This window comes from Novosphingobium sp. JCM 18896 (genome assembly GCF_025938095.1).
Lineage (GTDB): Bacteria > Pseudomonadota > Alphaproteobacteria > Sphingomonadales > Sphingomonadaceae > Novosphingobium.
The window spans coordinates 502836-527099 of sequence record NZ_JAPCZF010000003.1 but is presented as its reverse complement, the minus strand read 5'-3'; the positions used below and the strand labels follow the sequence as shown (position 1 = coordinate 527099).

The window sequence follows — 24264 nt, the reverse complement described above, 5'->3', positions numbered from 1 at the left end:
CCACGATGTCCAGCGAAGTCAAAGTCCCCGTCCTCGGTGAATCGGTTTCCGAAGCCACGATCGGCCAGTGGCTCAAGCAGCCCGGCGAAGCCGTGGTGCTCGACGAGCCGATCGCCAGCCTCGAAACCGACAAGGTCGCGATCGACGTCATGGCCCCCGCCGCGGGCGTCATGGGCGCGCATATCGCCAAGGAAGGCGATACCGTCTCGGTCGGCGCGCTGATCGCGACGATCGAGGATTCGACCGCGGTCGCCGGCGCCGCCCCGGTCGCGCCGCGCGCCGAGAAGGCGATCCCGCCGGCTTCGGACACGATGCCGCCCAAGGGCGAAGATGCCGGCGATGCCGCGCTCTCCCCCTCGGTGCGTCGCGCCGTGCTCGAATATGGCATCGACCCCTCGACCGTGCGCGGCACCGGCAAGGACGGCCGCCTGACCAAGGAAGACATCGTCGCCGCGGCCCAGGCCAAGCAGGCCACCCCTGCCCCCGCCGCGACGGCCGCCGCCTCGCCGGCGCCCGCAGCGGTAGCGACCGCCCCCGCGGGCGAGCGCCGCGAGGAACGCGTCAAGATGACGCGCCTGCGCCAGACGATCGCCAAGCGCCTCAAGGACGCGCAGAACACCGCAGCGCTACTGACCACGTTCAACGACGTCGACATGACCGAAGTGATTGCCGCGCGCGACCGCTACAAGGACCTGTTCGTCAAGAAGCACGGTGTGAAGCTCGGCTTCATGTCGTTCTTCGCCAAGGCCTCGGTCCTCGCGCTCAAGGACATCCCCGCGGTCAACGCCCAGATCCAGGGCGACGAGATCGTCTATCACGACTACGTCGACCTCTCGGTCGCGGTCTCGGCCCCCAACGGCCTGGTCGTGCCGGTGGTCCGCAACGTCGACGCGCTGTCCTTCGCCGACATCGAGAAGGCGATCGCCGAATATGGCAAGAAGGCCAAGGACGGCGCCCTGACCATGGACGACATGAAGGGCGGCACCTTCACGATCTCCAACGGCGGCGTGTTCGGCGGCCTGATGTCGACCCCGATCATCAACCCGCCACAGTCGGCCGTGCTCGGCCTGCACCGCATCGAGGACCGAGCGGTCGTCCGCAACGGCGAGATCGTCATCCGCCCGATGATGTACATCGCGCTGTCGTACGACCACCGCATCATCGACGGCCGCGAAGCGGTGACCGCGCTCAAGACGATCAAGGAAGCGATCGAGGATCCGACGCGGCTGCTGATCGACCTGTGATTTCATCCTCCCCGGCACGGGGAGGGGGACCACCCGCAGGGTGGTGGAGGGGGCGCGCGGCTCGGCACTTCCTCTCGCGGTAGCGCCCGGACGAGAGCCCCCTCCACCACCGACGTTGCACGTCGGCGGTCCCCCTCCCCATATTGGGGAGGATGTTTGAAGGACGGATGATGGCTGACCAGAACTACGACTACGACGTCCTCGTCATCGGTGCCGGCCCCGGCGGTTACGTCGCCGCGGTGCGCGCGGCGCAGCTCGGGCTCAAGACCGCCTGCGCCGAGAGCCGCGAGACGCTCGGCGGCACCTGCCTCAACGTCGGCTGCATCCCCTCGAAGGCGCTGCTCCACGGTTCCGAACTGTTCGAGGAAGCCGCCCACGGCACGCTCGCCAAGTTCGGCGTGAAGACCGGCAAGGTCGAGCTCGACCTGCCGACGCTCCAGGCCGAGAAGGCCACGGCGGTCAAGGAACTGACCGGCGGCATCGAGTACCTGTTCAAGAAGAACAAGATCGACTGGCTCAAGGGCCGCGCCACCTTCCAGGACGCGCACACGGTCGAAGTCGCGGGCAAGGCCGTGACCGCCAGGAACGTCATCATCGCCACGGGCTCTTCGGTGACGCCGCTGCCCGGCATCGAGGTCGACAACGACAAGGGTCTGATCGTCGACTCCACCGGCGCGCTCGCGCTCGATCGCGTCCCCGGCCATCTCGTCGTGGTCGGCGGCGGCGTGATCGGGCTCGAACTCGGCTCGGTCTGGCGCCGCCTCGGTGCCAAGGTCACCGTCGTCGAATTCCTCGACGCGCTGCTCCCCGGCATGGACGGCGAAGTCCGCAAGGAAGCCGGCAAGCTGTTCAAGAAGCAGGGCATGGAGCTCAAGCTCTCGACCAAGGTCACCAAGGCCGCGATCAAGGGCAAGAAGGTCACCCTGACGCTCGAACCCGCCGCCGGCGGCGACGCCGAAGCGCTCGAGGCCGACTGCGTGCTGGTCTCGATCGGCCGCCGCCCCAACACCGACGGCCTCGGCCTCGACAAGATCGGCCTCGCACCCAATGCGCGCGGCCAGATCGAAACCGACCACGATTTCCGCACCAAGATCGACGGCGTCTGGGCGATCGGCGACGTCATCCCCGGTCCGATGCTCGCGCACAAGGCCGAAGACGAGGGCATCGCCGTGTCCGAGAACATCGCCGGCCAGATCGGCATCGTGAACCACGCGGTGATCCCGAGCGTGGTCTACACCTTCCCCGAAATCGCCGGCGTCGGCCTGACCGAAGAGCAGGCCAAGGAGAAGGGTGAGATCAAGGTCGGCAAGTTCCCGATGCTCGCCAACAGCCGCGCCAAGACCAACCGCGAGACCGACGGCTTCGTCAAGGTCATCGCCGATGCCAAGACCGACCGCGTGCTCGGCGTCTGGTGCATTGCTTCGGTCGCCGGCACGATGATCGCCCAGGCTGCCCAGGCCATGGAATTCGGCGCGCTGAGCGAAGACATCGCCTATACCTGCCACGCGCACCCGACCCATTCGGAAGCAATCAAGGAAGCGGCCATGGCCGTGCGCGGCAAGCCGATCCACATTTGATCGCGACGCGGACCAAGTCCGCGTTCTTGATCCCGATCAAGGAAAGCCTCCCCGACCTACCGCATGACGATGCGGTTCCGTCAGGGAGGCTTTGCTATGTTCGGTTTCGTCGGTGCACATTTCGAGATGCTGGTTCTGATCGGCATGGGGACCTTCGCCGTCGTGCTCGGCACGATCTCGATCGGCGACGCGCTCAAGCGCTGACCGGGGCGCGACAGCGCCGGTATCGCCCGCTATAGCGAGGCGATGCCGCTGTCCGACCCTGCCCTGCCCGCGATCATCGGGTTCCTCGATCTCGCCGGCATCGCCGTCTTCGCTCTATCGGGAGCACTGCTCGCGGCACGGCTGCGGCAGGACTTCGTGACCATGGCCTTCTTCGCGTTGGTCACCGGCGTCGGCGGCGGCTCGGTGCGCGACCTGCTGATCGGCGCACCCGTGTTCTGGATCCGCGACCCGGCCGTCGCGCCGACCTGCCTCGCGGTTGCCGTGCTCGCCTGGCTGACACCGCATCGCTGGTGGGAGGGCCGCCTGCTCGAATGGGCCGATGCCGTGGGCCTCAGCGCCTATGCCGTGCTCGGCACGGTCAAGGCACTCGGCTATGGCACGCCGCCGGTGACCGCGGCGCTGATGGGGGTCATCACCGGCTGCGTCGGCGGCATCATCCGCGACGTTCTGGCCGGCCAGCCTTCGATCCTGATGCGCCGCGAACTCTACGTCACCGCCGCGGCCTTGAGCTCGGCGCTGGCGGTGATCGGTACGCTGCTGTCGCTACCCAACGAGATCGTCTGGCCGGTGTCCGCGGTTGCAGGCTTCGTCCTGCGCGGTGCCTCGATCCACTGGTCGCTGGCGATCCCCGCTTACAACCGCATCCGCGAGAATTAGACGCCCGAGACGTTCCGCACGCGGCCGCTGCCGTCGACCGAGCAGGAGAAGTCGCCGCCGTCGCGCACGCGGCCCGAGACGCGCCAGCCCTCGCTCTCGCGGTTGACCGAATCGACGCTTTCGATCGAACGGTCGCGCTCGACCTCGCCGACGCAGGCATCGACCGCGGCGTCGACGCTGACGCCCGAACGCCACGAGCTCGCCGGCGGTGCGCGATAGTCGTCGCGGCCGTAGTCGGCCGCTTCGTCACCGCGCGCATCGCGGTAGTACTGATCGTAGTAGCGCGCCTGGTCAGGATAGTTCGCGTTATCGCGGGCCTGACGGTCCTTGTTCGACTTCGACACGGCGCTGGCGATCGCGGCGACGCCGCCGATGATCAGCAGGCCGCCGAACACGTCGCCGGCGTCGAGACCGCCGCGGTCGTGATGCCGGTTCCAGCCCCGCGCCATGGCGGGCGTGGCCGAGAGCGAAAGCGCAGCCGCAGCGGCCAGCGCGGCGGCGGTACGGGAACGGAAAAGCGTCATGGCCAGCGAAACCCCTGATAGCCCAATCTGCGAGTCCCTAGCCCAGATCGGCTTTCACAGGGCTGAACCGCCTCAGGGCAGCTTGAGGCCCGTCCACTGCGCGAGAAAGGCCAGCACGTCGGCCCCCTCCTCGATCGCCTTGTCGGTCGGCTTGCCCGAACCGTGGCCGGCGCGTGTCTCGACGCGGATCAGCTGCGGCCGGGCGCCGACCTTCGCCGCCTGCAGGGCCGCGGTATACTTGAAGCTGTGGCCGGGCACGACGCGGTCGTCGGTATCGGCGGTGGTCACCAGCATCGCCGGATAGTCCTTGCCGGGGGCGATGTTGTGATAGGGCGAATAGGCGCGCAGCACGCGGAAGTCCTTCTCGCGATCGGGATAGCCGTAGTCGTCGACCCAATAGCGGCCGGCGGTGAAGCGATCGAAGCGCAGCATGTCCATGACGCCGACCGCAGCATTGGCAGCAGCGAAGAGATCGGGCCGCTGGTTGACCACGGCGCCGACGAGCAGGCCGCCGTTCGATCCGCCCTGGATCGCCAGGCCGCCCTTGGGGGTGATCCCCTCCGCGATCAGATATTCGCCGGCGGCGATGAAATCGTCGAACACGTTCTGCTTGTTCTCGCGCCGGCCGCCGTCATGCCAGGCGCGGCCGTACTCGCCGCCGCCGCGCAGGTTGGCGAGCGCGAAGGCCCCGCCCGCCTCGAGCCAGGCCATGCGGATCGCCGAGAAGCTGGGGGTCAGCGACACGTCGAAGCCGCCGTAGCCGTAGAGGATCGTCGGCACGGGCTTGCCCGCGGCGGCCACGCCCTTCTTGCGGACGACGAACATCGGCACACGCGTCCCGTCCTTCGAGGCGTAGAAGCGCTGCTCGACCGTGAAATCGCGCGGATCGAACTGCAGTTCGGGGCTGGCAAAAGGCGTCGACTGGCCCGTCGCCAGGTTCATCCGATATATCGTCTGTGGCCGGTTGAAGCTGGTGAAGGCATAGAAGGTCTCGGGATCGCCGGGCTTCCCGCCGAAGCCCGCGGCCGTGCCGATGCCCGTCAGCGAGATCGAGCGCACGGACTTGCCGTCGAGGCCATAGACCAGCGCCAGGCTCGACGCGTCCTTCAGGTACTGCAGCACCAGTTGGTTGCCGATGATCGTCGCCTGCTGCAGCGTCTCTTCGGTTTGCGCGACCAGCTGCCGCCATTGCGGCGCGCGCTGCCCGAGGTCGATCGCCACCAGGCGATAGCGCGGCGCGTCCTGGTTGGTCACGAACCACAGCACCTGGCCCATGCCGTCGACCAGGCGCCAGTCGTGCTCGAAGCCTTTGACCAGCGCCCGGGGCTTCCAGCCCTCCTTGGCGCGGCGCGCGAGATCGATCGTGTGGACCTCGTAGCGCGCGTCGGTGCCGATCTGGCTGTGGATCACCAACAGGCGCCCGTCCTGCGTCACCTGCGCGGTATGGCCATATTCGGGATGGTCGGGCGTGGCATAGACCAGTTCGTCCGCCGATTGCGGCGTGCCGATCCGATGGAACCAGATCGCCTGATTGTAATTGCGCGCCTGGAAGGCTTCGCCGTCCTTGGGCTCGGGGAAGCGCGAATAGAGGAAGCCCTCCTCGCCCACCCAGGCGAGATCGGTGAACTTCGCCCAGCGGATCTCGTCGGCCAGCGGCGTGCCGGTCTTTACGTCGAGCACGCGCAGGATCCGCCAGTCGCTGCCGCCGTCCTGGACGGAGTAGAGCAGCAGCTTGCCGTCGTCGGACGGCTTCCACGCGTCGAGCGCGGTCGCGGCGTCCTTGGCCCAGACATTGGGATCGAGCAGCAGCCGCGGCTTGCCGCGCAGGCCCTGGCGGACGAACAGCTGCGCCTGGTTCTGCAGCCCCGAATTGCGGAGGTAGAAATAACGCCCGCCGGCCTTGGTCGGCAGGCCGAAACGCTCGTAGTCCATCAGCCCGCGGATGCGATCCTTGAACCAGGCGCGCTGCGGCAGGGTCTCGAGATAGGCATCGGTGACCTTGTTCTCGCGCGCGACCCAGTCGGCGACCTCGGGATCGTTGCGGACGTCGTTCTCGAGCCAGCGATAGGGATCGGCGATCGTCTCGCCGAACAGCGTCTCGGCGACGTCGCCGCGGCGGGTTTCGGGATACTGGATGGGCGTCATGTCCTTGGCGGGTGCTTGCGAGGAACAGGTCAGCCACGCTGCTGCGAGCAGCGCGAGCGGGAACCGGGGCATCCTCTTCTCCAAAAGCAAAAGCGGCCGCGAGCCTAGCACTCGCGACCGCCTTTGCAATCTCGTGACCGGATCGGGATCCGGGAAGACTTACGCCTCGGCGAAATCTTCTTCTTCGCTGTAGACCGGGCCCGAATCCTGGCCCTTGGCCGAGGTGTCGCGGTCGACCAGCTCGATCACCGCGATCGGAGCGGCGTCCGACTGGCGGAAGCCGGCCTTGATGATGCGGGTGTAGCCACCGTCGCGGCCGGCATAACGCTCGGCCAGGACGTCGAACAGCTTCACCAGCTGCGCGTCGTCGAGCAGACGGGCGTGGGCCAGACGGCGGTTCGACAGACCGCCACGCTTTGCCAGCGTGATCAGCTTCTCGGCGTAGGGACGCAGTTCGCGGGCCTTGGCGGTGGTGGTGGTGATCTGCTCGTGCTTGATCAGCGCCGCCGCCATGTTGCGCAGCAGGGCAGCGCGGTGCGACGAGGTACGCTGAAGCTTACGATGACCGTACTTGTGACGCATGTGTCTTTCCTTCGTTCGTTAGGGGCCCGTGTGAGGTAGCCCAGACCAGGCAGCGCTTGGGGCCGCTGCCGTCACCCTTCGGTTTACCACCCCGGCCGAAACCGGGGTGAAACCTTTCAGCCTCAGCCGAGCAGTTCCTGCTCGAGCTTCTTGGCCATTTCCTCGATGTTCTCGGGCGGCCAGCCCGGGATGTCCATGCCGAGGCGCAGACCCATCGAGCTCAGGACTTCCTTGATCTCGTTGAGCGACTTGCGGCCGAAGTTCGGCGTGCGGAGCATCTCGGCCTCGGTCTTCTGGACCAGGTCGCCGATGTAGATGATGTTGTCGTTCTTGAGGCAGTTGGCCGAACGCACCGACAGCTCGAGCTCGTCGACCTTCTTGAGCAGGTAACGGTTGAGCTGGTTGGTGTCGCCCTCGTCCGCGGCAGCGGCACCACCGCCAGCGGCCAGGCCGATCATCGGCGAAGCGCCGATCGGGGCCACGTCCTCGAAGTGGACGAACAGCGCGAGCTGGTCCTGCAGGATGCGCGCGGCATAGGCCACGGCGTCCTCGGGCGTCACCGTGCCGTCGGTCTCAACGGTGAGGTTCAGCTTATCGAAGTCCAGCTCCTGACCGATACGGGCGTTGTCGACCTTGTACGACACCTGGCGAACCGGCGAGTAGAGCGAGTCGACCGGGATCAGACCGATCGGCGCGTCGACCGGGCGGTTGCCCACGGCGGGGACATAGCCCTTACCCGTGTCGGCGGTCAGCTCCATGTTGAGCGTCGCGCCTTCGTCGAGGTGGCAGATCACCAGGTCCTTGTTCATGACCTCGATGTCGCCGGTCACGGCGATGTCACCGGCGGTGACTTCGGCCGGGCCGGTGGCCGAGAGCTGCAGACGCTTCGGGCCTTCGCCCTGCATCTTGAGCGCGATCTGCTTCACGTTGAGGACGATGTCGGTCACGTCCTCGCGCACGCCGGCGAGCGACGAGAACTCGTGCAGCACGTTCTCGATCTTGATCGAGGTGATCGCGGCACCCTGAAGCGACGAGAGCAGAACGCGGCGCAGCGCATTGCCCAACGTCAGACCGAAGCCGCGCTCGAGAGGCTCGGCGACGAAGGTAGCGCGGCGCTTGGGGTCGTTGCCCGCCTTCACTTCGAGGTTGTTGGGCTTCTTCAGTTCCTGCCAGTTCTTGATGTTGACAGTCATGGGTGTCCCCTAATGAATTTTAGCCCTAGGGCTTGTTCTTGCGCCCGTTTTGTCTTGCGGACGAGGGCCGCGGGCCCATGTGGTGGGCCGCGACCGATCCGAAAAGTGGCGGAGACGCGCTCCGCCAAACAATTCGGTTAGACGCGGCGACGCTTGGAAGGCCGAACACCGTTGTGCGGGATCGGCGTCACGTCGCGGATCGAGGTAATGGTGAAGCCCACCGCCTGCAGAGCGCGCAGCGCGCTCTCGCGGCCCGAACCCGGGCCCTTGACTTCGACTTCGAGGGTGCGGACGCCGTGCTCGGCGGCCTTCTTGCCGGCGTCGTCCGCAGCCACCTGAGCGGCGTACGGCGTCGACTTGCGGCTGCCCTTGAAGCCCATCATGCCGGCCGAGGACCAGCTGATCGCATTGCCCTGGGCGTCGGTGATGGTGACCATCGTGTTGTTGAAGCTCGCATTCACGTGCGCGATGCCGCTCGTGATGTTCTTACGCTCGCGGCGCTTAATGCGCTGGGGTTCGCGTGCCATGATCGGTTATCCTGTCGTGTCTCGGAAGGAAAAGAGGTTCGCTTCGATCCGCTCGTACTGAGCTGGTCGAAGTGAGCTTACTTCTTCTTGCCGGCGATGGGCTTGGCCTTGCCCTTGCGGGTGCGGGCGTTGGTATGCGTGCGCTGGCCGCGGACCGGCAGGCCCTTGCGGTGACGCAGGCCGCGGTAGCAGGCCAGGTCCATCAGACGCTTGATGTTCATCGCGGTCTCGCGACGAAGATCGCCTTCCACGGTGTGTTCGGCGTCGATCGCCTCGCGGATGTGCAGCACTTCCTGATCGCTCAGGTCCTGGACGCGACGCGCATGGTCGATGCCCAGCTTGTCGACGATCTGGCGGGCCTTGAACGAGCCGATACCGTGAATGTAGGTCAGCGCGATGATCACGCGCTTGTTGGTGGGGATGTTCACCCCGGCAATACGAGCCACTTAATTCTCCTGCTCCACAGGGATGGCAGGTCCGCCGATCCCTATCTCAACGCGTCATTCCACGGAAAACACAGGCAAAAAGCCCGGTCGGCGTGCATCATGCAGTCGCCTGCCGGACTCAACCATTTCTGTCGAATGAAGGGCGCGCTTACGGCGATTCGCCGAGAGTGTCAACGCCGCGCGAGCAAAAACCCCTGCTCAAAGCCGGGTTTTCGGCGAGATCGCCTTTTGGTGAATCCGCCATACAGGATCGACCCGAAGAGGTCAAAGCGAGAAGGCTTCACACCGCTTCGAAGCCATCACTTGTCCACTGCATTGGCGTGGATCAGCGCCCGGCTTCCATCCCCGGCTGCGGCTTGGGCGCCTCGCTCGACACCTTGCGGCCGAGCTTGTCGGCCAGGCGCGAGAGCTGCTCGCCGAGCACCTTGTCGACCGCGGGCACGATCTGCTCGGGCTTGTAGCGCATGTAGCCGCCGACGACATATTCCCAGGTCAGGCGCGTCCCGCCCTCGACGGGCTTGAGCGTGATCGTGAGCGCACCGCTCAGCGCCTCCGACTGGAGCGGGCCGAGCCCACCGGTCATGCGCAGCGCCTTGTCCTTGTCGACGAAGACCACGCGCATGTGCTCGACGCCGCCGCGCGGATTGAGCCAGCCCTTCTCGCCCTCGCCCGGCAGCACTTCGCAGAAGCAGCCGCCGGCGCGAGCATCGAGCGAGAGGTTCTTGGCATCGCCCGAGAAGCTGTGCTCGCCGTTCCACCACTCGGCGGGCTCGACAAGCACCTTCCAGGCCTCTTCGGGACTGGCCGTGACTTCCGCGACGTGACGCGAGACGAAGCCCGCGTCGGTCTTGGCGACGACCTCGGCCTGGGCCGGAACCGCGAGGGCCAGCGAGAGCGGGGTCACCGAGAGCAGCGCAACAATCAGACCACGCATCGTCCCGTCTCCCCCTGCCCGGCCGCTAGCCGAGGATCTTCTCGATCGCTCCGGTAACATCGTCCATCGGCGCCATGCCGTCCACGCGCGTGACGATGCCGCGCGCTTCGTAGATCGGCAGAATCGGCGCGGTCTTGGCGCGATACTCGGCCATGCGCGTGCGCACGGTTTCCTCGTTGTCGTCGGGCCGGCGCTTGAACTCGTGGCCACCGCACTTGTCGCAGGTGTTCTCGACCTTCGGCAGCTCGAACGTGTCGTGATAGCCCTTGCCGCAGGTGGCGCAGGTGTAGCGACCGGTGATGCGCTCGACCAGTGCGTCCTCGTTGACGTCGAGTTCGATCACGCTGTCGAGCTTGCGACCGCGGCCGGCGAGGATGTCGTCGAGCGAATGGGCCTGCGCGGCGGTGCGCGGATAGCCGTCGAAGATCACGCCGGTCTCGGCCGGCAGGTTCGCAAGCTTCTCGTCGATCATGGCCGAGACGATCTCGTCCGAGACGAGCGCACCCGAGTCCATGACTTCGGCGACCTGGCGGCCCAGCGGCGTATCGGCCTTGCGCGTCTCGCGCAGCATGTCGCCGGTCGAGAGCTGAACCATGCCGCGGCTTTCGACCAGGCGCTGCGCCTGCGTCCCCTTGCCCGCCCCCGGCGGTCCCAGCAGGATGATATTCACGTCATCGCCCCTTTTATATTTTCGATCCCGCAGGCGCCCCGATCAGCGCATGCGTCCCTTGAGTTTGGCCTTCTTGATCAGGTCGCCGTACTGGTGCGCCAGCAGGTGCGACTGGATCTGGGTAATGGTGTCGACCGTGACGTTGACCACGATCAGCAGGCTGGTGCCGCCCGCGACCAGGAAGTGCATGCCCGTCTGAGCGATCACCCATTCGGGCAGAACGCAAACCACGGTGAGATAGGCAGCGCCGATCACGGTGATGCGGGTCAGCACGTAGTCGAGATACTTCTCGGTGTTCTTGCCCGGACGGATGCCGGGGATGAAGCCACCGTTCTTCTTGAGGTTCTCCGACGTCTCTTCCGGGTTGAAGACCACGGCGGTGTAGAAGAAGCTGAAGAAGATGATGCCCGCGGCATAGAGCACCATGTAGATGGGCTGGCCGTGCTGCAGGTACTGGTTCACGCGCTGGACGATCGCACCGAAGGTGGTGTCGGGCGACAGCGACGAACCGGCGAACTGGCTGATCGTCAGCGGCAGCAGCAGCAGCGAGCTGGCGAAGATCGGCGGAATGACGCCGGCGGTGTTGAGCTTGAGCGGCAGGTGGCTGCGATCGGCCTGCATCATGCCGCGCTGCGTCGCGCGCTTGGGATACTGGATCAGCAGGCGGCGCTGGGCGCGCTCCATGAAGCAGATCATCAGCACCATGAAGACCAGCAGCAGCAGCATGCCGGCGATCAGGAAGCCGTTGACCGAACCGGTGCGACCGCCTTCGAACAGGTTGGCGATCGCCGTCGGCATCTGCGCGACGATACCGGCCATGATGATCAGCGAAGTGCCGTTGCCGATGCCGCGCGAGGTGATCTGCTCACCGATCCACAGCAGGAACATCGTGCCGCCGACCAGCGAGATCAGGCCGGCGATGTAGAACAAGGTGCCGGGATTGACCGCGAAGCCCTGGACTTCGGCGTTCTTGAGAATTGCGAAGCCCTGGATGACCGCGAGCAGCACGGCGCCGTAGCGCGAATACTGGTTGAGCTTCTTGCGCCCCGAATCGCCTTCCTTCTTGAGCGCGGCGAGCGAGGGATGCAGCGAGGCTGCCAGCTGCACCACGATCGAGGCGGTGATGTAGGGCATCACGCCGAGGCTGATCAGGCTGTAGTTCGACAGCGCGCCGCCCGAGAACATGTTGAAGAAGTCGAGGATGCCGCCAGCGCTGCGATCCAGGAACTGCTTCAGCGCCACGGGGTTGATACCCGGCAGCGGCACGAAAGTCAGGAAACGGAAGACGATCAGCGCGCCGACCGTGAACCAGATGCGCTTCTTGAGCTCGGTAGCTTTCGAGAAGTTGGCGAGGTTCAGGTTGCTCGCGATATTGTCGGCGCGTGATGCCATTTAAGGATTAGCCTTGCTTTGGGCGCCGGGGCCGAATCTCGACGAGCGAGTTCGAGGGGCCGGTCATCCTCAGTCCATATGGGAAAGGCCCATATAGGGCGCGGGCGGGGATGCAAGAACCCCGCCCGGCTTTGTCCTGATAATTTAGGCCTTCTTGGCCTTGTTCGCCTCGCGGCGTGCGGTCTTCTTCTCGTGCTCGCTCGGGCCGGCCTCGGGCACGGTCACCGAACCGCCGGCCTTCTCGACCGCCTCGCGCGCGCCCTTCGACACGCCGTCGACCTTGAAGTTGGCCTTGGCCGAGAACTCACCCTTGCCCAGCAGACGGACGCCGTCCTTGCCGCCACGGGCAAGACCGGCCGCCTTGAGCGCGGCGTGGTCGATGTCGGCCTTCACGTCGAGCTTGCCGGCGTCGATGAACTTCTGGATCAGACCCAGGTTCACTTCGGCGAAGTCCTTCGCGAAGATGTTGTTGAAGCCGCGCTTCGGGATGCGCATGTGGAGCGGCATCTGGCCACCCTCGAACCCGTTGACGCTGACGCCCGAGCGCGCCTTGGCACCCTTCTGGCCGCGGCCGGCGGTCTTGCCCTTGCCCGAGCCGATACCACGGCCGACACGCATGCGGGCCTTGCGGGCACCGGCATTGTCACGGAGATCGTTGAGTTTGAAAGTCATAGGTCTGCACTCGCTTTCGCTTTGGTCGCGCTTGGTTGGAAAGGCGGCCCCTTAGGCGAAGCGGGGCGCCCTGTCACCCCTTTTCCGCGAGCATGCGACGGGCTGCGTCAGAGATACTGCGTCGCCAGCGAGATCTGCCAGTTGGTCATCACGCTGGCCATGGCATTGGCATCGTTGCTGGCGAAGCTACCGTCGGCACGACCGAGCCAGTCGCTAACCGCACCGGCCGAATTGCGCCAGAGGACGTCGTCACGGCCATCGCCGTTAAAATCACCCGTACCGGCGACCTGCCAGCTGGTGGGCACCACGGTCGAAGCCTTGGCATCGTTCACCAGGAAACTCCCGTCGGCCTGCCCCAACCAATTGGTCAGCGTGCCGTTATCGTTCCGCCAGAGCACGTCGTCGCGACTGTCACCGTTGAAGTCACCGGTGCCGGCGACCTTCCAGCTGGTGGGAACATTGCGCGATGCTTTGGCGTCATTGTTGACGAAACCGCCGTTCGCCTGGCCAAGCCACTCGCTGAACTGGCCAGAATCGTTGCGCCAGAGCACGTCGTCGCGGCCATCGCCGTTGAAATCGCCCGTCCCCACGACGTGCCAGTTGGTGGCGACCGTAGTCAGCGCATTGGCGTCGTTGCTGACGAAGCCGCCGTTCGCCTGGCCGAGCCAGTCGCTGAACTGACCCGAATCGTTGCGCCAGAGCACGTCGTCGCGGCCGTCGCCGTTGAAATCACCGGTACCGACGACCTTCCAGTTGGTCGGGACATTGCGCATGGCCACGGCGTCGTTGCTGACGAAGCCGCCATTGGCCTGACCCAGCCAGTCGCTGAACGTACCGCTGTCGTTACGCCAGATCAGGTCTGCGCGCCCGTCGCCGTTGAAATCGCCGGTGCCGACGATCTTCCAGCTGACGGGAACCGCGCTCAAGGACTTGGCGTCGTTGCTGACGAAGCCACCCGAAGCCTGGCCGAGCCAGTTCGAGACCAAACCTGCGTCGTTGCGCCAGATGATATCGTCGCGGCCGTCGCCGTTGTAGTCGCCGGCGCGCTGCGTCTGGATGATCGGCAACGTGGCTGCGGGCGCCGCAGCGGCAGCGCCCTCGATCACGGTCAGATGAACGTTGGCACTGCCGATCGTCGCGGTGAGGCTCACCGGCGCGACGAGGTCGCCACCCGAAGCGGTGACGTTGTAAGTGCCCGAGGGCGCGACGATCTGGAAGCCGCCCGAGGACCAGGTCGTCGTGGTATAGGTCGCGCCATCGCCCTGACGCACGAAGGTCAGCGTGACGTTCGCCTGGCCCTCACCGATATCGTAGAAGGCGTCCTTGTCCTTGTCGTCGATGACGACGCCGACGAACTGCGCCTTGTAGCCCGAGGCTCGCCCGAAATCCTCGGTGATCAGCTTGGGGCCGACCGAGGTCTGCGGATTGGTTTCCGCGACGACCGAGATGCCGACTTCGGTGTAATTGGCGTTGATCAGGGTATTGAGGTGGCCGGCGGGATCCTGAATGCCATCGCCGCGCGTGCGCCAGTCAGACAGCAGCGTGGTGCCGTCGTAGTCCTCTTTGTCATAGCCCCAGTCGATGATGAAGCCGGCATGACCGTGGACCACGTCGTTGGCGAAAGCGTAGACGTTCTCGCCGAGCGAGGTCCAGTTGTAGCCGGCGGCGGTGATGCGCGCGCCGAGCCCCAGTTCGCCCGCGGCCTGGTGGGTCTGCTCGTCGGCCGTGATCATCACCTGGTTGTGGCCGGCCGCGGCATTGGCGAGATTGGCGTTCCAGGCCACCGGCGCCGCCGGCGAAAGCGCGGCCAGGCTGGCGCGAAACGCCGTCGTCGACACGCCGAAATAGTTGATCGCCGACAGCACCGACGGCAGCGCACCAGTGCCGATCAGGATGTCGGCTTCGGCCGCCGGATTGGCGCGAAAACGGTTGATCTGTTCGAGAAGCAGCTGCTCTTCGGCAGTGGGCGTCGTGGCCATGCGATCCTGTCGGTCTTGGAGGGGACTCGGCCGGCACGCAGGCCCGGCGATTGGGAGGACTTATCGCAAAGTTCTGGTTAATCCCGAGTTACTCGCCGCCTAGGGATTTTCAAACGGGCGAGCGGTCGCAGGCCCTCTTTTCAGGCCGGAGCGACTGGGGCAAGACGGACCATCAGGGGGAACCGCCAACAATGCCAAGCCCATCGATCTGGCCGGATCGGATCTCCCCGCTCGCGCGCTTCGCGATCCTCCTGCTCGTTGCGCTGATGCTGCGCTGCGACACCTTCGGCGATCCCAACCTGCACGGCGACGAGGTGTTCTATCACACCGTCGGTATTGCCATGCATCACGGCGCCCTGCCCTATGTCGATCTGTGGGACCGCAAGCCGTTCGGCCTTTTCGCGCTCTACTATCTGATCACCGCGATCTCGACCGCGCCGCTGGCCTATCAACTCGTCGCCACCCTGTTCGCCGTGGCCACGGCCGCGACCATCGGCGCCATCGCCGCGCGGCTGCGTCCGGACGACGAGCGCAATCTTGGCGGCCTCCTCGCCGGCGCCTGCTACCTGCTCTGGCTCGCACCGCTGCAGGGCTTCGGCGGACAGAGCCCGGTGTTCTACAACCTGTTCGTCGCCCTTGCCGCGTTGCTGGTGCTGCGCGCGCTCCCCGCGCTGCGCGAAGGTCGCGCGTCGGGCGAAGTCGCCGCGGCGATGCTGCTCGCCGGTCTGGGCATCACGATCAAGACGACCGCGCTGTTCGAAGGGGCGTTCCTCGGCCTGTTCAGCGCCTGGGTACTGTGGCGCTCGCCGGTGGAGCGGGGCCAGGCGATCCGCACCGCACTGCTGTGGGCGATGCTCGGCGCGGCGCCCACGCTGCTGATCGCGACCGGCTATGCGACGAGCGGCCACTGGCCCGAATTCTGGCACGCGATGGTCACCTCGAACCTCGCCAAGCCACCGCACGCGCTGACCTCGCTGATCCGCTTCGGCATCATGGCCGCGATGCTGCTGCCGTTCCTGGCCATCGCCGGGTTCGGGCTGCGACTGACCGCGCCCGAGCCGCGGCGCTTCGTGCTGCTCTGGCTCGCCGCGGCTTTCGTCGGGCTCTGCGCGGTGCCCAATTTCTACCTGCACTATGGCATGCCGCTGCTGGTACCGCTCTGCGTCGCCGCTGCGCCCTACCTGACCTTGCGCGGCAGGCTGTGGATCGTGGTGATCGCCGTGCTGTCGTTCATTCTCGCGCAGCCTTTCGACTTCGCGCATACGCGCCAGTCGCGCGCCGCGATCGCCGATCTCGTCGCAACGACCCGCGCGCATGTCGGTCGCGGCCCGCTGCTCAGCTATGACGGTCCACCGCAGATCTACCGGCTGACGGGTCAGCCGCTGATCACGCCGCTGGTGTTCCCCACCCACCTCAGCCATCTCATCGAGAAGGACACCAGCCCGCGCTCGACCCTGGGCGAAACGCGGCGCCTGCTCGCACTGCGGCCTGGGGCCGTGGTCATGGCCGAGCCGATCCGCAATGCGCCGATCAACGCGGAAACCCACCGCCTGGTGCTGGCCTACGTCGGCCAGCACTGCCGGCTGATCAAAGCCATTCGCGTGCCCGAGCGCCTGGGCACCGACACGATCATCGTCTGGGGGGATTGCACGCGCTGACGCGCGTCAGGCGCGACGCAGGTCCTCACCCCGCGGGCAGAAGCACTCGGCGAATAGCGCCGCCGGGACCGGCTTGCCGAAGGCATAGCCCTGCCCCTTCTCGCAGCCGTGCGCGCCGAGGAACTCGGCATCGGCGCGGTTCTCGATGCCCTCGGCGACGACCGTGAGGCCGAGCTGGTGCGCCATGTTGATCAGGCCGACGACGATGACCCGGTCCTTGGCCGAGGTCTGCATGAGCTGGGTGAAGCCCTTGTCGATCTTGATCTGACTCACCGGAAAATTGCGCAGCAGGTTGAGCGACGCGAAGCCCGTGCCGAAATCGTCGAACGAGAGCACGACGCCGAGCGCGCGCAGCTGCTCGAGCTGGCCGATCATCGTTTCCTGGTGATCGAGGATGATGTTCTCGGTGATTTCGAGTTCGAGCGCCTCGGGCGGCAAGCCGTGCGCCGACAGCGCGGCGGCCACCTTGGTCGGCAGATCACCTTCGCGAAGCTGCGCGGCGGACAGGTTCACGCTCATGCGGAACTGCGGGTGCGACCTGCGCCAGAGCGCCGCCTGGGCACAGGCGGTCTCGATCACCCACTGTCCGACGGACGCAGCAAGCACGCTGGCCTCGAGCGCGGGCAGGAACGCCGCCGGCGGCAACAGGCCGCGCACCGGATGGCGCCAGCGGATCAGCGCCTCGGCCCCGGTGACCGAGCCGTCGTCGAGCCGCACCTGCGGCTGATAGAACAGGACGAATTCCTTGCGCTCCCAGGCGCGGTGGAGTTCGGCATCGTACATGCGCCGCGCCACCGCTTCGGCGCGCAGGCTTGGCATGTAGAGCACGGTGGCGCCGCGCCCGGTGCTATAGGCATGGAACAGCGCCAACTCGGCGCTGCCCATCAAGGCCTCGGCGGTCTGGCCGTGCTCGGGCGCAATCGCCATGCCCGAGCTGCCGACCAGGCGAACCTCGTGGCCATCGACCAGGATCGGCCGCGCGACAGCGGCATTGATCGCGCGCGCGGTCGCGCCGATCGCGGCGGGATCGGTATCGGTCAGCAAGGTCGCGAACTCGGCATCGCCGACGCGGGCGAGGAAGGCGGTCTCGGGCAGCGCCGCGCGTATCTGCTCGGCCGCCAGGGCCAGTACGCGATCGCCGGCGCCGTGACCCAAGGTGTTGTTGATGTCGGTCAGACCGTCGAGATCGGTGAAGATCACCGAGCCGCCCTGCCCGTCGACCAAGGCCTCTTCCATGCGGCGATGAAGCAGGTTCCGGTTCGGCAGGTCGGTCAGCGCGTCGTAGTTGGCCAGGTGGTAGAGCGCATCGTGCTCGCGCCGCTTTTCGGTCATGTCCTCGACGATCACGCCGAAGTGCATGTCCTCGCCCTCGTACCAGCGCGACCAGTGCAACTCGCCGGGGAACTGGGTGCCGTCGCGGCGCAGGCCGATCATCGGCGTGCCGACGTTGAGCGGCAGGCCGCCGCCGCGGACGCGGGCGATGGCCGAATGGGCGAGCGCGCGGTCGCCGGCCTCGATCAGCACGTCGATCGACTGGCCGACCATCTGATCCAGGCTGCGATCGAACATCAGGCAGGCCGCGGTGTTGCAGGTGCTGATCAGACCGGTTTCATCGAAACAGAGGATCGCCTTGGGCGAGGTCGCGGCGCTGGCCTCGAAGCGGTTCGGGCTCAGTTCGGCCACAGCGCCGATACGGCGCAACTCGAGCTTGTCCGAGACCATACCTGCGAGCTCGCGCAACTGGGCCCGGTCGCGCTGGGTGAAACCGGCGCGCGGCTTGCCATCAATGACGCAGAGCGCGCCGAGCGCATGGCCCGAGGGCGAGCGCAGCGCGACGCCGGCGTAGAAGCGAATGAGGCCGGCGAGGACGATCGGATTGTCGTGGAAGCGCGGATCGAGCGTCGCGTCCTCGACCACCATGACCTCGTCCTGGTTGATCGCATGCGCGCAGAACGAGACGTCGCGGCGCAGGTCGCATTCGCCGATGCCGTGGTTCGCAGCGAGGAAGACATGCTCGTCGCCGATCATGTTCACCGCCGCCACCGGGCAATCGAACAGCCGCGCGGCAAGGTCGACGATGGGATCGAGGCTGGGCAGACCCGCTTGCGGATTGAGCCCGTACTCGGCCAGCGCACGAAGCCTATCGGCCTCGTTCTCCGCTCTATCAGGACACCGCACGATCGCCTCGCATGTCGGTGGTTCTGACAAAACTTGCCTAACAAAATCCTGATTTCACCCTTTCGGGCAGAACGTTAGGCAAACAAAAAGCCCCGACTTTCGTCGGAGCTTCCTGTTGTTCTCGCAATCGGCGATGCGATCAGTCGACCACGGCCACCATGTGCGGCAGCTTGCGGATCGCGCCACGCACTTCGGGCGTGTCCTCGATCTCGACGACCTTGTTCATCTTGCCGAGGCCGAGACCGATCAGGATCTTCTCCTGATTGGCCGGACGGCGGATCGGCGAACCGATCTGCTTGATCTTGATCTTGGCCATCGCGCTTACTCCGTAATCGCTTCGGCGGCGGCTTCAGCCTCCACCGCGGTGGCGCCACCACGACCGAGCAGGTCGGCGACCTTCTTGCCGCGACGCTGCGCGACCGACTTCGGCGAGGTCTGGTTGACCAGAGCGTCGAAGGTGGCGCGGATCATGTTGTAGGGGTTCGACGTACCGACCGACTTGGTCACCACGTCGGCCACGCCCAGGCTCTCGAAGACGGCGCGCATCGGGCCGCCCGCGATGATGCCCGTACCGGCCGGAGCCGAGCGGACGTTGACCTTGCCGGCACCGAAACGGCCCTTGCCGTCGTGGTGCAGGGTGCGGCCTTCCTTGAGCGGAACCCGGACCATCTTCTTCTTGGCCGAGGCAGTCGCCTTGGTGATGGCTTCCGGCACTTCGCGCGCCTTGCCATGACCGAAGCCGACGCGGCCCTTGCCGTCGCCCACGACGACCAGCGCCGCGAAGCCGAAGCGCTTACCGCCCTTAACCGTCTTGGAGACGCGGTTGATGTGGACGAGCTTTTCGATCAGCTCCTCGCCACCTTCCTCGTCGCCGCCGCGACCGCCACGGCGATCGTCACGACGGCCGCCACGGCCACCGCGCTCACCGCCACGGTCGTTGCCGCCACGGCCACGGCCACGGCCGCCACCGGGACCGCGAGCTTCGCGCGGTTCACCACCCTGGGTGGCTTCCGCTGCGATCGGAGCATCCTGCTCCGGGGTGTTGGTTTCGTCTGCCATCATCAGAACTCCAGCCCGCCTTCACGCGCGGCGTCAGCCAGCGCCTTGACGCGGCCATGGAACAGGAAGCCGCCGCGATCGAACACGACGGTGGTCACGCCAGCCTTCTTGGCGGCCTCGGCGAGCTCCTTGCCCACCTTGGCGGCTGCCTCGGTCGTGGCGCCGGGGCCCTTGCTGCCCTTGGTCAGCGTCGACGCGTAAGCCACGGTGCGGCCTTCGACGTCGTCGATGATCTGGGCGTACATGTGACGCCCCGAGCGATGCACGGACAGACGGGGACGCCCACCGGCGCGAGCCTTGAGGGCGGTGCGGACACGCCGCTTGCGGCGATCGAAAAGCGAAAGCTTGGCCATTACTTCTTCTTCCCTTCCTTGCGGAAGATGAACTCGCCGCGGTACTTGATACCCTTGCCCTTGTAAGGCTCGGGCTTGCGCCAGCGACGGATCTCGGCCGCAACCTGGCCGACCTTCTGCTTGTCGATACCGATGATCTCGACCGTGGTGTTATCCGGGGTCTTGATCTCGATGCCTTCGGGGATCGCGAAATCCACGTCGTGGCTGTAGCCGAGCTGCAGCTTCAGGTTCTTGCCCTGAGCATTGGCACGGTAGCCGACGCCGGTGATCAGCAGCGTCTTCGAGTAACCCTCGGTCACACCGGTGACCAGGTTGCTGACGAGCGTGCGCTGCATACCCCAGAAGGCGCGAGCCTGCTTGGTGTCGTTGGCGGGACGAACGAGGATCTTGCCCTCTTCGACCGCGTAGGTGATCTCGTCGCGCAGGGCGAGCGTGAGGGTGCCCTTGGGGCCCTTCACGGTGAGGACGCCGTTGGCGATGTCCGCGGTTACACCCGCGGGCACCGTGACCGGCACTTTACCGATGCGGCTCATCAGAACACCTCCGCAAGCACTTCGCCGCCGACGTTCTGAGCGCGTGCTTCGGCATCCGAAAGCACGCCCCGGGGCGTCGAGACGATGGTGATGCCCAGACCGTTGCGGATCACCGGAAGTTCCTTGGAACCCGAGTAGACGCGGCGGCCAGGCTTGGAGACGCGAGCGACGTGCTTGATCGCCGGCTCGCCTTCGAAATACTTGAGCTCGATGCGGAGCTGCGGGTGGGCGCCGGTGGCGTCCTCGCTGTAGCCGCGGATGTAGCCCTCGCGCTGGAGGACTTCGAGCACGTTCGCACGCAGCTTCGACGCCGGCGAAAGGACTGCGTCCTTCTTCGCCCGCTGGCCGTTGCGGATGCGGGTGAGCATATCACCCAGGGGATCGGTCAGTGCCATCGCTATTCCTTACCAGCTCGACTTGGTCACGCCCGGGATCATGCCCTTGTTGGCAAGATCACGGAGCTCGACGCGGCAGAGGCCGAACTTGCGATAATAGCCGCGCGGGCGGCCGGTGGTGGCGCAGCGGTTGCGCACGCGGGTGGGATTCCCATTACGCGGAATCTCGGCCAGCTTCAGGCGGGCGATGAGGCGCTCGGTATCGTCGAGCGACTCGTCGTTGGCCGTAGCCTTCAGGGCCGCGTACTTCGCAGCATACTTCTGAACCAGCTTCTTGCGACGCTCGTTCTTGTTCACGGAACTCAGTTTCGCCATGGACTTAAGCTCTCTTCTTCAAATCTGGGTCACGCGGCCTGCTGCTGTTCAGCAGCATCCAGCGGGAACGGGAAACCGAACAGGCGAAGCAGCTCGCGCGCTTCCTCGTCGGTCTTCGCGGTGGTGGTGACGATGATGTCCATGCCACGCACCTTCTCGATCTGGTCGTAGCTGATCTCCGGGAAGATGATCTGCTCCTTGAGACCCATCGCGTAGTTACCGCGACCGTCGAAGCTCTTCGGGTTCAGGCCACGGAAGTCGCGGATGCGGGGCATCGCGATCGTGATCAGACGATCGAGGAACTCGTACATGCGCTCACGACGCAGCGTGACCTTGCAGCCGATGGCCATGCCTTCGCGCAGCTTGAACTGGGCAATCGACTTCTTGGCCTTGGTGACGACGGGCTTCTGACCCGCGATCTTTTCCATTTCCTCGACGGCAGTCGTGACCTTCTTGCGGTCCTGCGTGCCCTCGCCCACGCCCATGTTGAGCGTGATCTTCTCGATCTTCGGGATCTCCATGACGTTCTTGTAACCGAACTTCTCGGTCATAGCCTTGGCGATCTGCTCGTCGTACTTGGTACGAAGACGCGGCGTGTACTTATCAGCCATCGATCGTCTCCCCGGACTTCACGGCCACACGGACCTTCTTGCCGTCCTTGGTTTCGAAACGGACGCGGGTCGCCTTGCCGTCCTTGGGATCGGCCAGGCTCACCTTCGAGATGTGTATCGGCGCCTCGCGACGGTCGATGCCGCCCTGCGGGTTGCCCTGCGTCGGCTTGCGGTGGCGCGTGGCGACGTTGATGCCCGAAACGAGCACCTTTTCGTCCTTCGGCAGCACCTGAAGGACGGTGCCGGTACGGCCCTTGTCCTTGCCCGAACGGACGACGACAGAGTCGCCCTTCTTGATCTTAGCGGCGGCCATTACAGCACCTCCGGCGCGAGCGAGATGATCTTCATGAAGCCACGGCCACGCAGTTCGCGGACCACGGGGCCGAAGATACGGGTGCCGATGGGCTCTTCGTTCTTGTTGATCAGCACGGCAGCATTGCTGTCGAAGCGGATCACCGAACCGTCGGCACGGCGCACGTCCTTGCGGGTGCGCACGATCACTGCACGGTGAACGTCGCCCTTCTTCACGCGAGCGCGCGGCTGGGCTTCCTTGATCGACACCACGATGATGTCGCCGACGCCGGCAAAACGACGCTTGGACCCGCCCAGTACCTTGATGCACTGGACGCGCTTTGCGCCGCTGTTGTCTGCGACGTCGAGATTGGACTGCATCTGGATCATTGATCCGGTTCCTTCTCAACTGGCTTGCCGGAACCAGTCCGGCAGTTCCAAAAATTTTGACTTAGACGTCGGCTTCGATTGCCGTGCCCTTGCCGGCCTGGACGCGGTCGATGACCTTCCACGTCTTGAGCTTCGACAGCGGCCGAGTTTCCTCGATGCGCACGGTCTCGCCGGCCTTGTAGGCATTGTCTTCGTCGTGGGCGTGATACTTCTTCGAGCGACGGATGATCTTCCCGTAGAGCGGGTGCTTCACCTTGCGCTCGACCTTCACGACCACGGTCTTGTCGGTCTTGTCGGAGACCACGGTCCCGATGAGAATACGCTTGGGCATCGTGAACTCCTTACGCCTTGGCCGACTGAGAACGCTCAGTCTGCAGCGTCTTGATGCGGGCGATGTCGCGGCGAACTTCCTTGATGCGCGCGGGGCGCTCCAGCTGGTTCGTGGCGGCCTGGAAACGCAGGTTGAACTGCTCGCGCTTCAGATCGCCGAGGTCAGCCGAAAGCTGATCGTCGGTCTTGGCGCGGAGGTCTTCGACCTTGTTCGAGTTCTTAGCGGCGGCCATCATTCGCCTCCCAGGTGCGAGGTGTCGCCGAGACGGGCAACGACCTTGGTCTTGATCGGCAGCTTCATCGCAGCGCGGCTGAAGGCCTCGGCGGCCAGCGGACCGGCAACGCCGTCGAGCTCGAACAGGATGCGGCCCGGCTTAACGCGAGCAGCCCAGTATTCGATCGAACCCTTGCCCTTACCCTGGCGGACTTCGGCGGGCTTCTTCGAAACCGGCACGTCCGGGAAGACGCGGATCCAGAGACGACCCTGGCGCTTGATGTGGCGCGTGATCGCACGACGGGCCGCTTCGATCTGGCGCGCGGTGATCCGCTCGGGCTCCAGGGCCTTGAGGCCGTAGGAACCGAAGTTCAGATCGGTGCCGCCCTTGGCGTCGCCCTTGATCCGGCCCTTGAAGGCCTTGCGGAACTTGGTTTTCTTAGGTTGCAGCATGGCTTAGTTCCTGCGGTCTTCGCGTGCCGGACGCACGCCGGAGGTCTGGGCCTCCATCATCAGACGGTCCTGCGCCATGGGATCATGACCCAGGATCTCACCCTTGAAGATCCAGCACTTGATGCCGATGATGCCATAGGCGGTCAGCGCTTCGGCTTCGGCATAGTCGATGTTGGCGCGCAGCGTGTGAAGCGGCACGCGACCTTCGCGATACCACTCGACGCGAGCGATTTCGGCGCCACCGAGACGGCCACCGCAGGTGATCTTGATGCCTTCGGCGCCGAGACGCAGAGCCGACTGCACGGCGCGCTTCATCGCACGGCGGAAAGCCACGCGGCGAACGAGCTGATCGGCGATGCCCTGAGCGACGAGCTTGGCATCGACTTCCGGCTTTCGGATCTCGACGATGTTCAGCTTCACTTCGCTGCTGGTCAGCTTGGCCAGCGCGGAGCGCAGCTTCTCGATGTCGGCGCCCTTCTTGCCGATGATGACGCCCGGACGAGCGGCATAGATCGACACGCGGCACAGCTTGGCGGGACGCTCGATCACGACCTTGGAGATCGCGGCCTGCGGCAGCGAGGTCATGATGAACTTGCGCATCTTGAGGTCTTCCTCAAGCATCGACGCATAGCTCTTGCCTTCGGCGTACCAGCGGCTGTCCCAGGTCCGGTTGATCTGGAGACGCAGACCGATGGGGTTGCTCTTATGACCCATGGA

29 protein-coding genes are annotated in these 24264 nt (G+C 65.7%); 4 read left to right on the top strand and 25 right to left on the bottom strand.

The genetic code is table 11. From position 1 onward, the window contains the following. Positions 1–5 precede the first annotated feature (5 nt). The 3 genes from odhB to OLX23_RS12895 all read left to right on the top strand — a co-directional run bounded on the left by odhB (position 6) and on the right by OLX23_RS12895 (position 3703). Positions 6–1244: a 2-oxoglutarate dehydrogenase complex dihydrolipoyllysine-residue succinyltransferase gene (gene odhB, locus OLX23_RS12905; protein WP_264445401.1), complete on the top strand. Its 1239-nt coding sequence runs from the start codon at positions 6–8 to the stop codon at positions 1242–1244. A 170-nt stretch (positions 1245–1414) separates the two neighbouring features. Beyond that, on the top strand, positions 1415–2821 hold the full coding sequence (lpdA, locus tag OLX23_RS12900; RefSeq protein ID WP_264445400.1) for a dihydrolipoyl dehydrogenase: 1407 nt from the start codon (positions 1415–1417) through the stop codon (positions 2819–2821). 246 nt (positions 2822–3067) lie between these two features. Next, positions 3068–3703, top strand: coding sequence for a trimeric intracellular cation channel family protein (locus OLX23_RS12895; RefSeq protein WP_264445399.1), 636 nt, complete (start codon positions 3068–3070; stop codon positions 3701–3703). Here OLX23_RS12895 and OLX23_RS12890 read toward each other — a convergent pair. From OLX23_RS12890 to OLX23_RS12840, 11 genes are all read right to left on the bottom strand, one after another. Next, entirely contained in the window at positions 3700–4227 is a 528-nt protein-coding gene (locus OLX23_RS12890; RefSeq protein WP_264445398.1) for a hypothetical protein, read from the bottom strand. The genes OLX23_RS12895 and OLX23_RS12890 overlap by 4 nt on opposite strands. A 72-nt stretch (positions 4228–4299) precedes the next feature. Further along, positions 4300–6444 (bottom strand): prolyl oligopeptidase family serine peptidase, encoded by a 2145-nt coding sequence (locus OLX23_RS12885; protein WP_413629845.1) that lies wholly within the window; start codon positions 6442–6444, stop codon positions 4300–4302. An 87-nt stretch (positions 6445–6531) separates the two neighbouring features. After that, positions 6532–6954, bottom strand: a complete 423-nt coding sequence (gene rplQ, locus OLX23_RS12880) for a 50S ribosomal protein L17 (protein ID WP_264445397.1) — start codon at positions 6952–6954, stop codon at positions 6532–6534. Positions 6955–7076: 122 nt separating this feature from the next. After that, positions 7077–8147: a DNA-directed RNA polymerase subunit alpha gene (locus OLX23_RS12875; protein ID WP_264445396.1), complete on the bottom strand. Its 1071-nt coding sequence runs from the start codon at positions 8145–8147 to the stop codon at positions 7077–7079. Positions 8148–8284: 137 nt separating this feature from the next. Then, positions 8285–8674, bottom strand: coding sequence for a 30S ribosomal protein S11 (gene rpsK, locus OLX23_RS12870; RefSeq protein ID WP_007011846.1), 390 nt, complete (start codon positions 8672–8674; stop codon positions 8285–8287). Between the two features lie 77 nt (positions 8675–8751). After that, positions 8752–9120, bottom strand: a complete 369-nt coding sequence (gene rpsM / locus OLX23_RS12865) for a 30S ribosomal protein S13 (RefSeq protein WP_264445395.1) — start codon at positions 9118–9120, stop codon at positions 8752–8754. A 325-nt stretch (positions 9121–9445) separates the two neighbouring features. Continuing rightward, a complete protein-coding gene (locus OLX23_RS12860; protein ID WP_264445394.1) occupies positions 9446–10054 on the bottom strand; it encodes an SRPBCC family protein in 609 nt (202 codons plus the stop codon). Between the two features lie 25 nt (positions 10055–10079). After that, the gene (locus OLX23_RS12855; RefSeq protein WP_264445393.1) at positions 10080–10724 is read right to left on the bottom strand and encodes an adenylate kinase; all 645 of its coding nucleotides are present in this window, start codon (positions 10722–10724) and stop codon (positions 10080–10082) included. Between the two features lie 42 nt (positions 10725–10766). Then, entirely contained in the window at positions 10767–12116 is a 1350-nt protein-coding gene (gene secY / locus OLX23_RS12850; protein ID WP_264445392.1) for a preprotein translocase subunit SecY, read from the bottom strand. A gap of 144 nt (positions 12117–12260) precedes the next feature. After that, positions 12261–12788, bottom strand: a complete 528-nt coding sequence (rplO, locus tag OLX23_RS12845) for a 50S ribosomal protein L15 (protein ID WP_264445391.1) — start codon at positions 12786–12788, stop codon at positions 12261–12263. A 107-nt stretch (positions 12789–12895) separates the two neighbouring features. Then, positions 12896–14767 (bottom strand): FG-GAP-like repeat-containing protein, encoded by a 1872-nt coding sequence (locus OLX23_RS12840; RefSeq protein WP_264445390.1) that lies wholly within the window; start codon positions 14765–14767, stop codon positions 12896–12898. 191 nt (positions 14768–14958) lie between these two features. Here OLX23_RS12840 and OLX23_RS12835 point away from each other — a divergent pair, with 191 nt between their 5' ends. Beyond that, positions 14959–16425 (top strand): hypothetical protein, encoded by a 1467-nt coding sequence (locus OLX23_RS12835; RefSeq protein WP_264445389.1) that lies wholly within the window; start codon positions 14959–14961, stop codon positions 16423–16425. A 6-nt stretch (positions 16426–16431) separates the two neighbouring features. Here OLX23_RS12835 and OLX23_RS12830 read toward each other — a convergent pair whose 3' ends face one another. From OLX23_RS12830 to rpsC, 14 genes are all read right to left on the bottom strand, one after another. Further along, entirely contained in the window at positions 16432–18603 is a 2172-nt protein-coding gene (locus tag OLX23_RS12830) for a putative bifunctional diguanylate cyclase/phosphodiesterase (protein WP_264445388.1), read from the bottom strand. A 139-nt stretch (positions 18604–18742) separates the two neighbouring features. Continuing rightward, the gene (rpmD, locus tag OLX23_RS12825; RefSeq protein ID WP_264445387.1) at positions 18743–18919 is read right to left on the bottom strand and encodes a 50S ribosomal protein L30; all 177 of its coding nucleotides are present in this window, start codon (positions 18917–18919) and stop codon (positions 18743–18745) included. 5 nt (positions 18920–18924) lie between these two features. Next, entirely contained in the window at positions 18925–19662 is a 738-nt protein-coding gene (gene rpsE, locus OLX23_RS12820) for a 30S ribosomal protein S5 (RefSeq protein WP_264445689.1), read from the bottom strand. A gap of 2 nt (positions 19663–19664) precedes the next feature. Then, the gene (gene rplR, locus OLX23_RS12815; RefSeq protein ID WP_264445386.1) at positions 19665–20015 is read right to left on the bottom strand and encodes a 50S ribosomal protein L18; all 351 of its coding nucleotides are present in this window, start codon (positions 20013–20015) and stop codon (positions 19665–19667) included. Continuing rightward, a complete protein-coding gene (rplF, locus tag OLX23_RS12810; protein WP_264445385.1) occupies positions 20015–20548 on the bottom strand; it encodes a 50S ribosomal protein L6 in 534 nt (177 codons plus the stop codon). The genes rplR and rplF overlap by 1 nt, the downstream gene beginning before the upstream one ends. Next, positions 20548–20943, bottom strand: coding sequence for a 30S ribosomal protein S8 (rpsH, locus tag OLX23_RS12805; RefSeq protein ID WP_264445384.1), 396 nt, complete (start codon positions 20941–20943; stop codon positions 20548–20550). The genes rplF and rpsH overlap by 1 nt, the downstream gene beginning before the upstream one ends. Before the next feature lie 9 nt (positions 20944–20952). Beyond that, positions 20953–21258 carry a 30S ribosomal protein S14 gene (gene rpsN, locus OLX23_RS12800; protein WP_264445383.1) on the bottom strand — a complete coding sequence of 102 codons (306 nt, stop codon included), beginning with the start codon at positions 21256–21258 and terminating at the stop codon, positions 20953–20955. A gap of 29 nt (positions 21259–21287) precedes the next feature. Next, positions 21288–21869 carry a 50S ribosomal protein L5 gene (gene rplE / locus OLX23_RS12795; RefSeq protein ID WP_264445382.1) on the bottom strand — a complete coding sequence of 194 codons (582 nt, stop codon included), beginning with the start codon at positions 21867–21869 and terminating at the stop codon, positions 21288–21290. Beyond that, the gene (gene rplX, locus OLX23_RS12790) at positions 21862–22182 is read right to left on the bottom strand and encodes a 50S ribosomal protein L24 (protein ID WP_264445381.1); all 321 of its coding nucleotides are present in this window, start codon (positions 22180–22182) and stop codon (positions 21862–21864) included. The genes rplE and rplX overlap by 8 nt, the downstream gene beginning before the upstream one ends. Next, entirely contained in the window at positions 22182–22550 is a 369-nt protein-coding gene (gene rplN / locus OLX23_RS12785) for a 50S ribosomal protein L14 (protein ID WP_217406959.1), read from the bottom strand. The genes rplX and rplN overlap by 1 nt, the downstream gene beginning before the upstream one ends. A gap of 61 nt (positions 22551–22611) precedes the next feature. Continuing rightward, positions 22612–22881, bottom strand: a complete 270-nt coding sequence (gene rpsQ, locus OLX23_RS12780) for a 30S ribosomal protein S17 (protein WP_264445380.1) — start codon at positions 22879–22881, stop codon at positions 22612–22614. A 10-nt stretch (positions 22882–22891) separates the two neighbouring features. After that, positions 22892–23116, bottom strand: a complete 225-nt coding sequence (gene rpmC, locus OLX23_RS12775) for a 50S ribosomal protein L29 (RefSeq protein WP_413629842.1) — start codon at positions 23114–23116, stop codon at positions 22892–22894. Beyond that, positions 23113–23547, bottom strand: coding sequence for a 50S ribosomal protein L16 (rplP, locus tag OLX23_RS12770; RefSeq protein WP_147091447.1), 435 nt, complete (start codon positions 23545–23547; stop codon positions 23113–23115). Before rplP ends, rpmC begins: the two co-directional genes overlap by 4 nt. A 3-nt stretch (positions 23548–23550) precedes the next feature. After that, positions 23551–24261, bottom strand: coding sequence for a 30S ribosomal protein S3 (gene rpsC, locus OLX23_RS12765; RefSeq protein WP_264445379.1), 711 nt, complete (start codon positions 24259–24261; stop codon positions 23551–23553). Positions 24262–24264 lie beyond the last annotated feature (3 nt).

What these genes read in the sequence shown, in the direction of transcription:
- rpmD (WP_264445387.1), bottom strand. Translation starts at nt 18,919, where the DNA reads ATGGCCAAGATCAAGATCAAGCAGATCGGTTCGCCGATCCGCCGTCCG.
- rplQ (WP_264445397.1), bottom strand. Translation starts at nt 6,954, where the DNA reads ATGCGTCACAAGTACGGTCATCGTAAGCTTCAGCGTACCTCGTCGCAC.
- rpmC (WP_413629842.1), bottom strand. Translation starts at nt 23,116, where the DNA reads ATGATGGCCGCCGCTAAGAACTCGAACAAGGTCGAAGACCTCCGCGCC.
- OLX23_RS12860 (WP_264445394.1), bottom strand. Translation starts at nt 10,054, where the DNA reads ATGCGTGGTCTGATTGTTGCGCTGCTCTCGGTGACCCCGCTCTCGCTG.
- rplP (WP_147091447.1), bottom strand. Translation starts at nt 23,547, where the DNA reads ATGCTGCAACCTAAGAAAACCAAGTTCCGCAAGGCCTTCAAGGGCCGG.
- secY (WP_264445392.1), bottom strand. Translation starts at nt 12,116, where the DNA reads ATGGCATCACGCGCCGACAATATCGCGAGCAACCTGAACCTCGCCAAC.
- OLX23_RS12835 (WP_264445389.1), top strand. Translation starts at nt 14,959, where the DNA reads ATGCCAAGCCCATCGATCTGGCCGGATCGGATCTCCCCGCTCGCGCGC.
- rpsK (WP_007011846.1), bottom strand. Translation starts at nt 8,674, where the DNA reads ATGGCACGCGAACCCCAGCGCATTAAGCGCCGCGAGCGTAAGAACATC.
- OLX23_RS12875 (WP_264445396.1), bottom strand. Translation starts at nt 8,147, where the DNA reads ATGACTGTCAACATCAAGAACTGGCAGGAACTGAAGAAGCCCAACAAC.
- rpsE (WP_264445689.1), bottom strand. Translation starts at nt 19,662, where the DNA reads ATGGCAGACGAAACCAACACCCCGGAGCAGGATGCTCCGATCGCAGCG.
- lpdA (WP_264445400.1), top strand. Translation starts at nt 1,415, where the DNA reads ATGGCTGACCAGAACTACGACTACGACGTCCTCGTCATCGGTGCCGGC.
- rplX (WP_264445381.1), bottom strand. Translation starts at nt 22,182, where the DNA reads ATGGCCGCCGCTAAGATCAAGAAGGGCGACTCTGTCGTCGTCCGTTCG.
- rpsC (WP_264445379.1), bottom strand. Translation starts at nt 24,261, where the DNA reads ATGGGTCATAAGAGCAACCCCATCGGTCTGCGTCTCCAGATCAACCGG.
- rpsN (WP_264445383.1), bottom strand. Translation starts at nt 21,258, where the DNA reads ATGGCGAAACTGAGTTCCGTGAACAAGAACGAGCGTCGCAAGAAGCTG.
- rplF (WP_264445385.1), bottom strand. Translation starts at nt 20,548, where the DNA reads ATGAGCCGCATCGGTAAAGTGCCGGTCACGGTGCCCGCGGGTGTAACC.
- OLX23_RS12840 (WP_264445390.1), bottom strand. Translation starts at nt 14,767, where the DNA reads ATGGCCACGACGCCCACTGCCGAAGAGCAGCTGCTTCTCGAACAGATC.
- odhB (WP_264445401.1), top strand. Translation starts at nt 6, where the DNA reads ATGTCCAGCGAAGTCAAAGTCCCCGTCCTCGGTGAATCGGTTTCCGAA.
- rpsQ (WP_264445380.1), bottom strand. Translation starts at nt 22,881, where the DNA reads ATGCCCAAGCGTATTCTCATCGGGACCGTGGTCTCCGACAAGACCGAC.
- OLX23_RS12890 (WP_264445398.1), bottom strand. Translation starts at nt 4,227, where the DNA reads ATGACGCTTTTCCGTTCCCGTACCGCCGCCGCGCTGGCCGCTGCGGCT.
- OLX23_RS12885 (WP_413629845.1), bottom strand. Translation starts at nt 6,444, where the DNA reads ATGCCCCGGTTCCCGCTCGCGCTGCTCGCAGCAGCGTGGCTGACCTGT.
- OLX23_RS12895 (WP_264445399.1), top strand. Translation starts at nt 3,068, where the DNA reads ATGCCGCTGTCCGACCCTGCCCTGCCCGCGATCATCGGGTTCCTCGAT.
- rplE (WP_264445382.1), bottom strand. Translation starts at nt 21,869, where the DNA reads ATGGCTGATAAGTACACGCCGCGTCTTCGTACCAAGTACGACGAGCAG.
- rpsH (WP_264445384.1), bottom strand. Translation starts at nt 20,943, where the DNA reads ATGGCACTGACCGATCCCCTGGGTGATATGCTCACCCGCATCCGCAAC.
- rplN (WP_217406959.1), bottom strand. Translation starts at nt 22,550, where the DNA reads ATGATCCAGATGCAGTCCAATCTCGACGTCGCAGACAACAGCGGCGCA.
- rplR (WP_264445386.1), bottom strand. Translation starts at nt 20,015, where the DNA reads ATGGCCAAGCTTTCGCTTTTCGATCGCCGCAAGCGGCGTGTCCGCACC.
- rplO (WP_264445391.1), bottom strand. Translation starts at nt 12,788, where the DNA reads ATGACTTTCAAACTCAACGATCTCCGTGACAATGCCGGTGCCCGCAAG.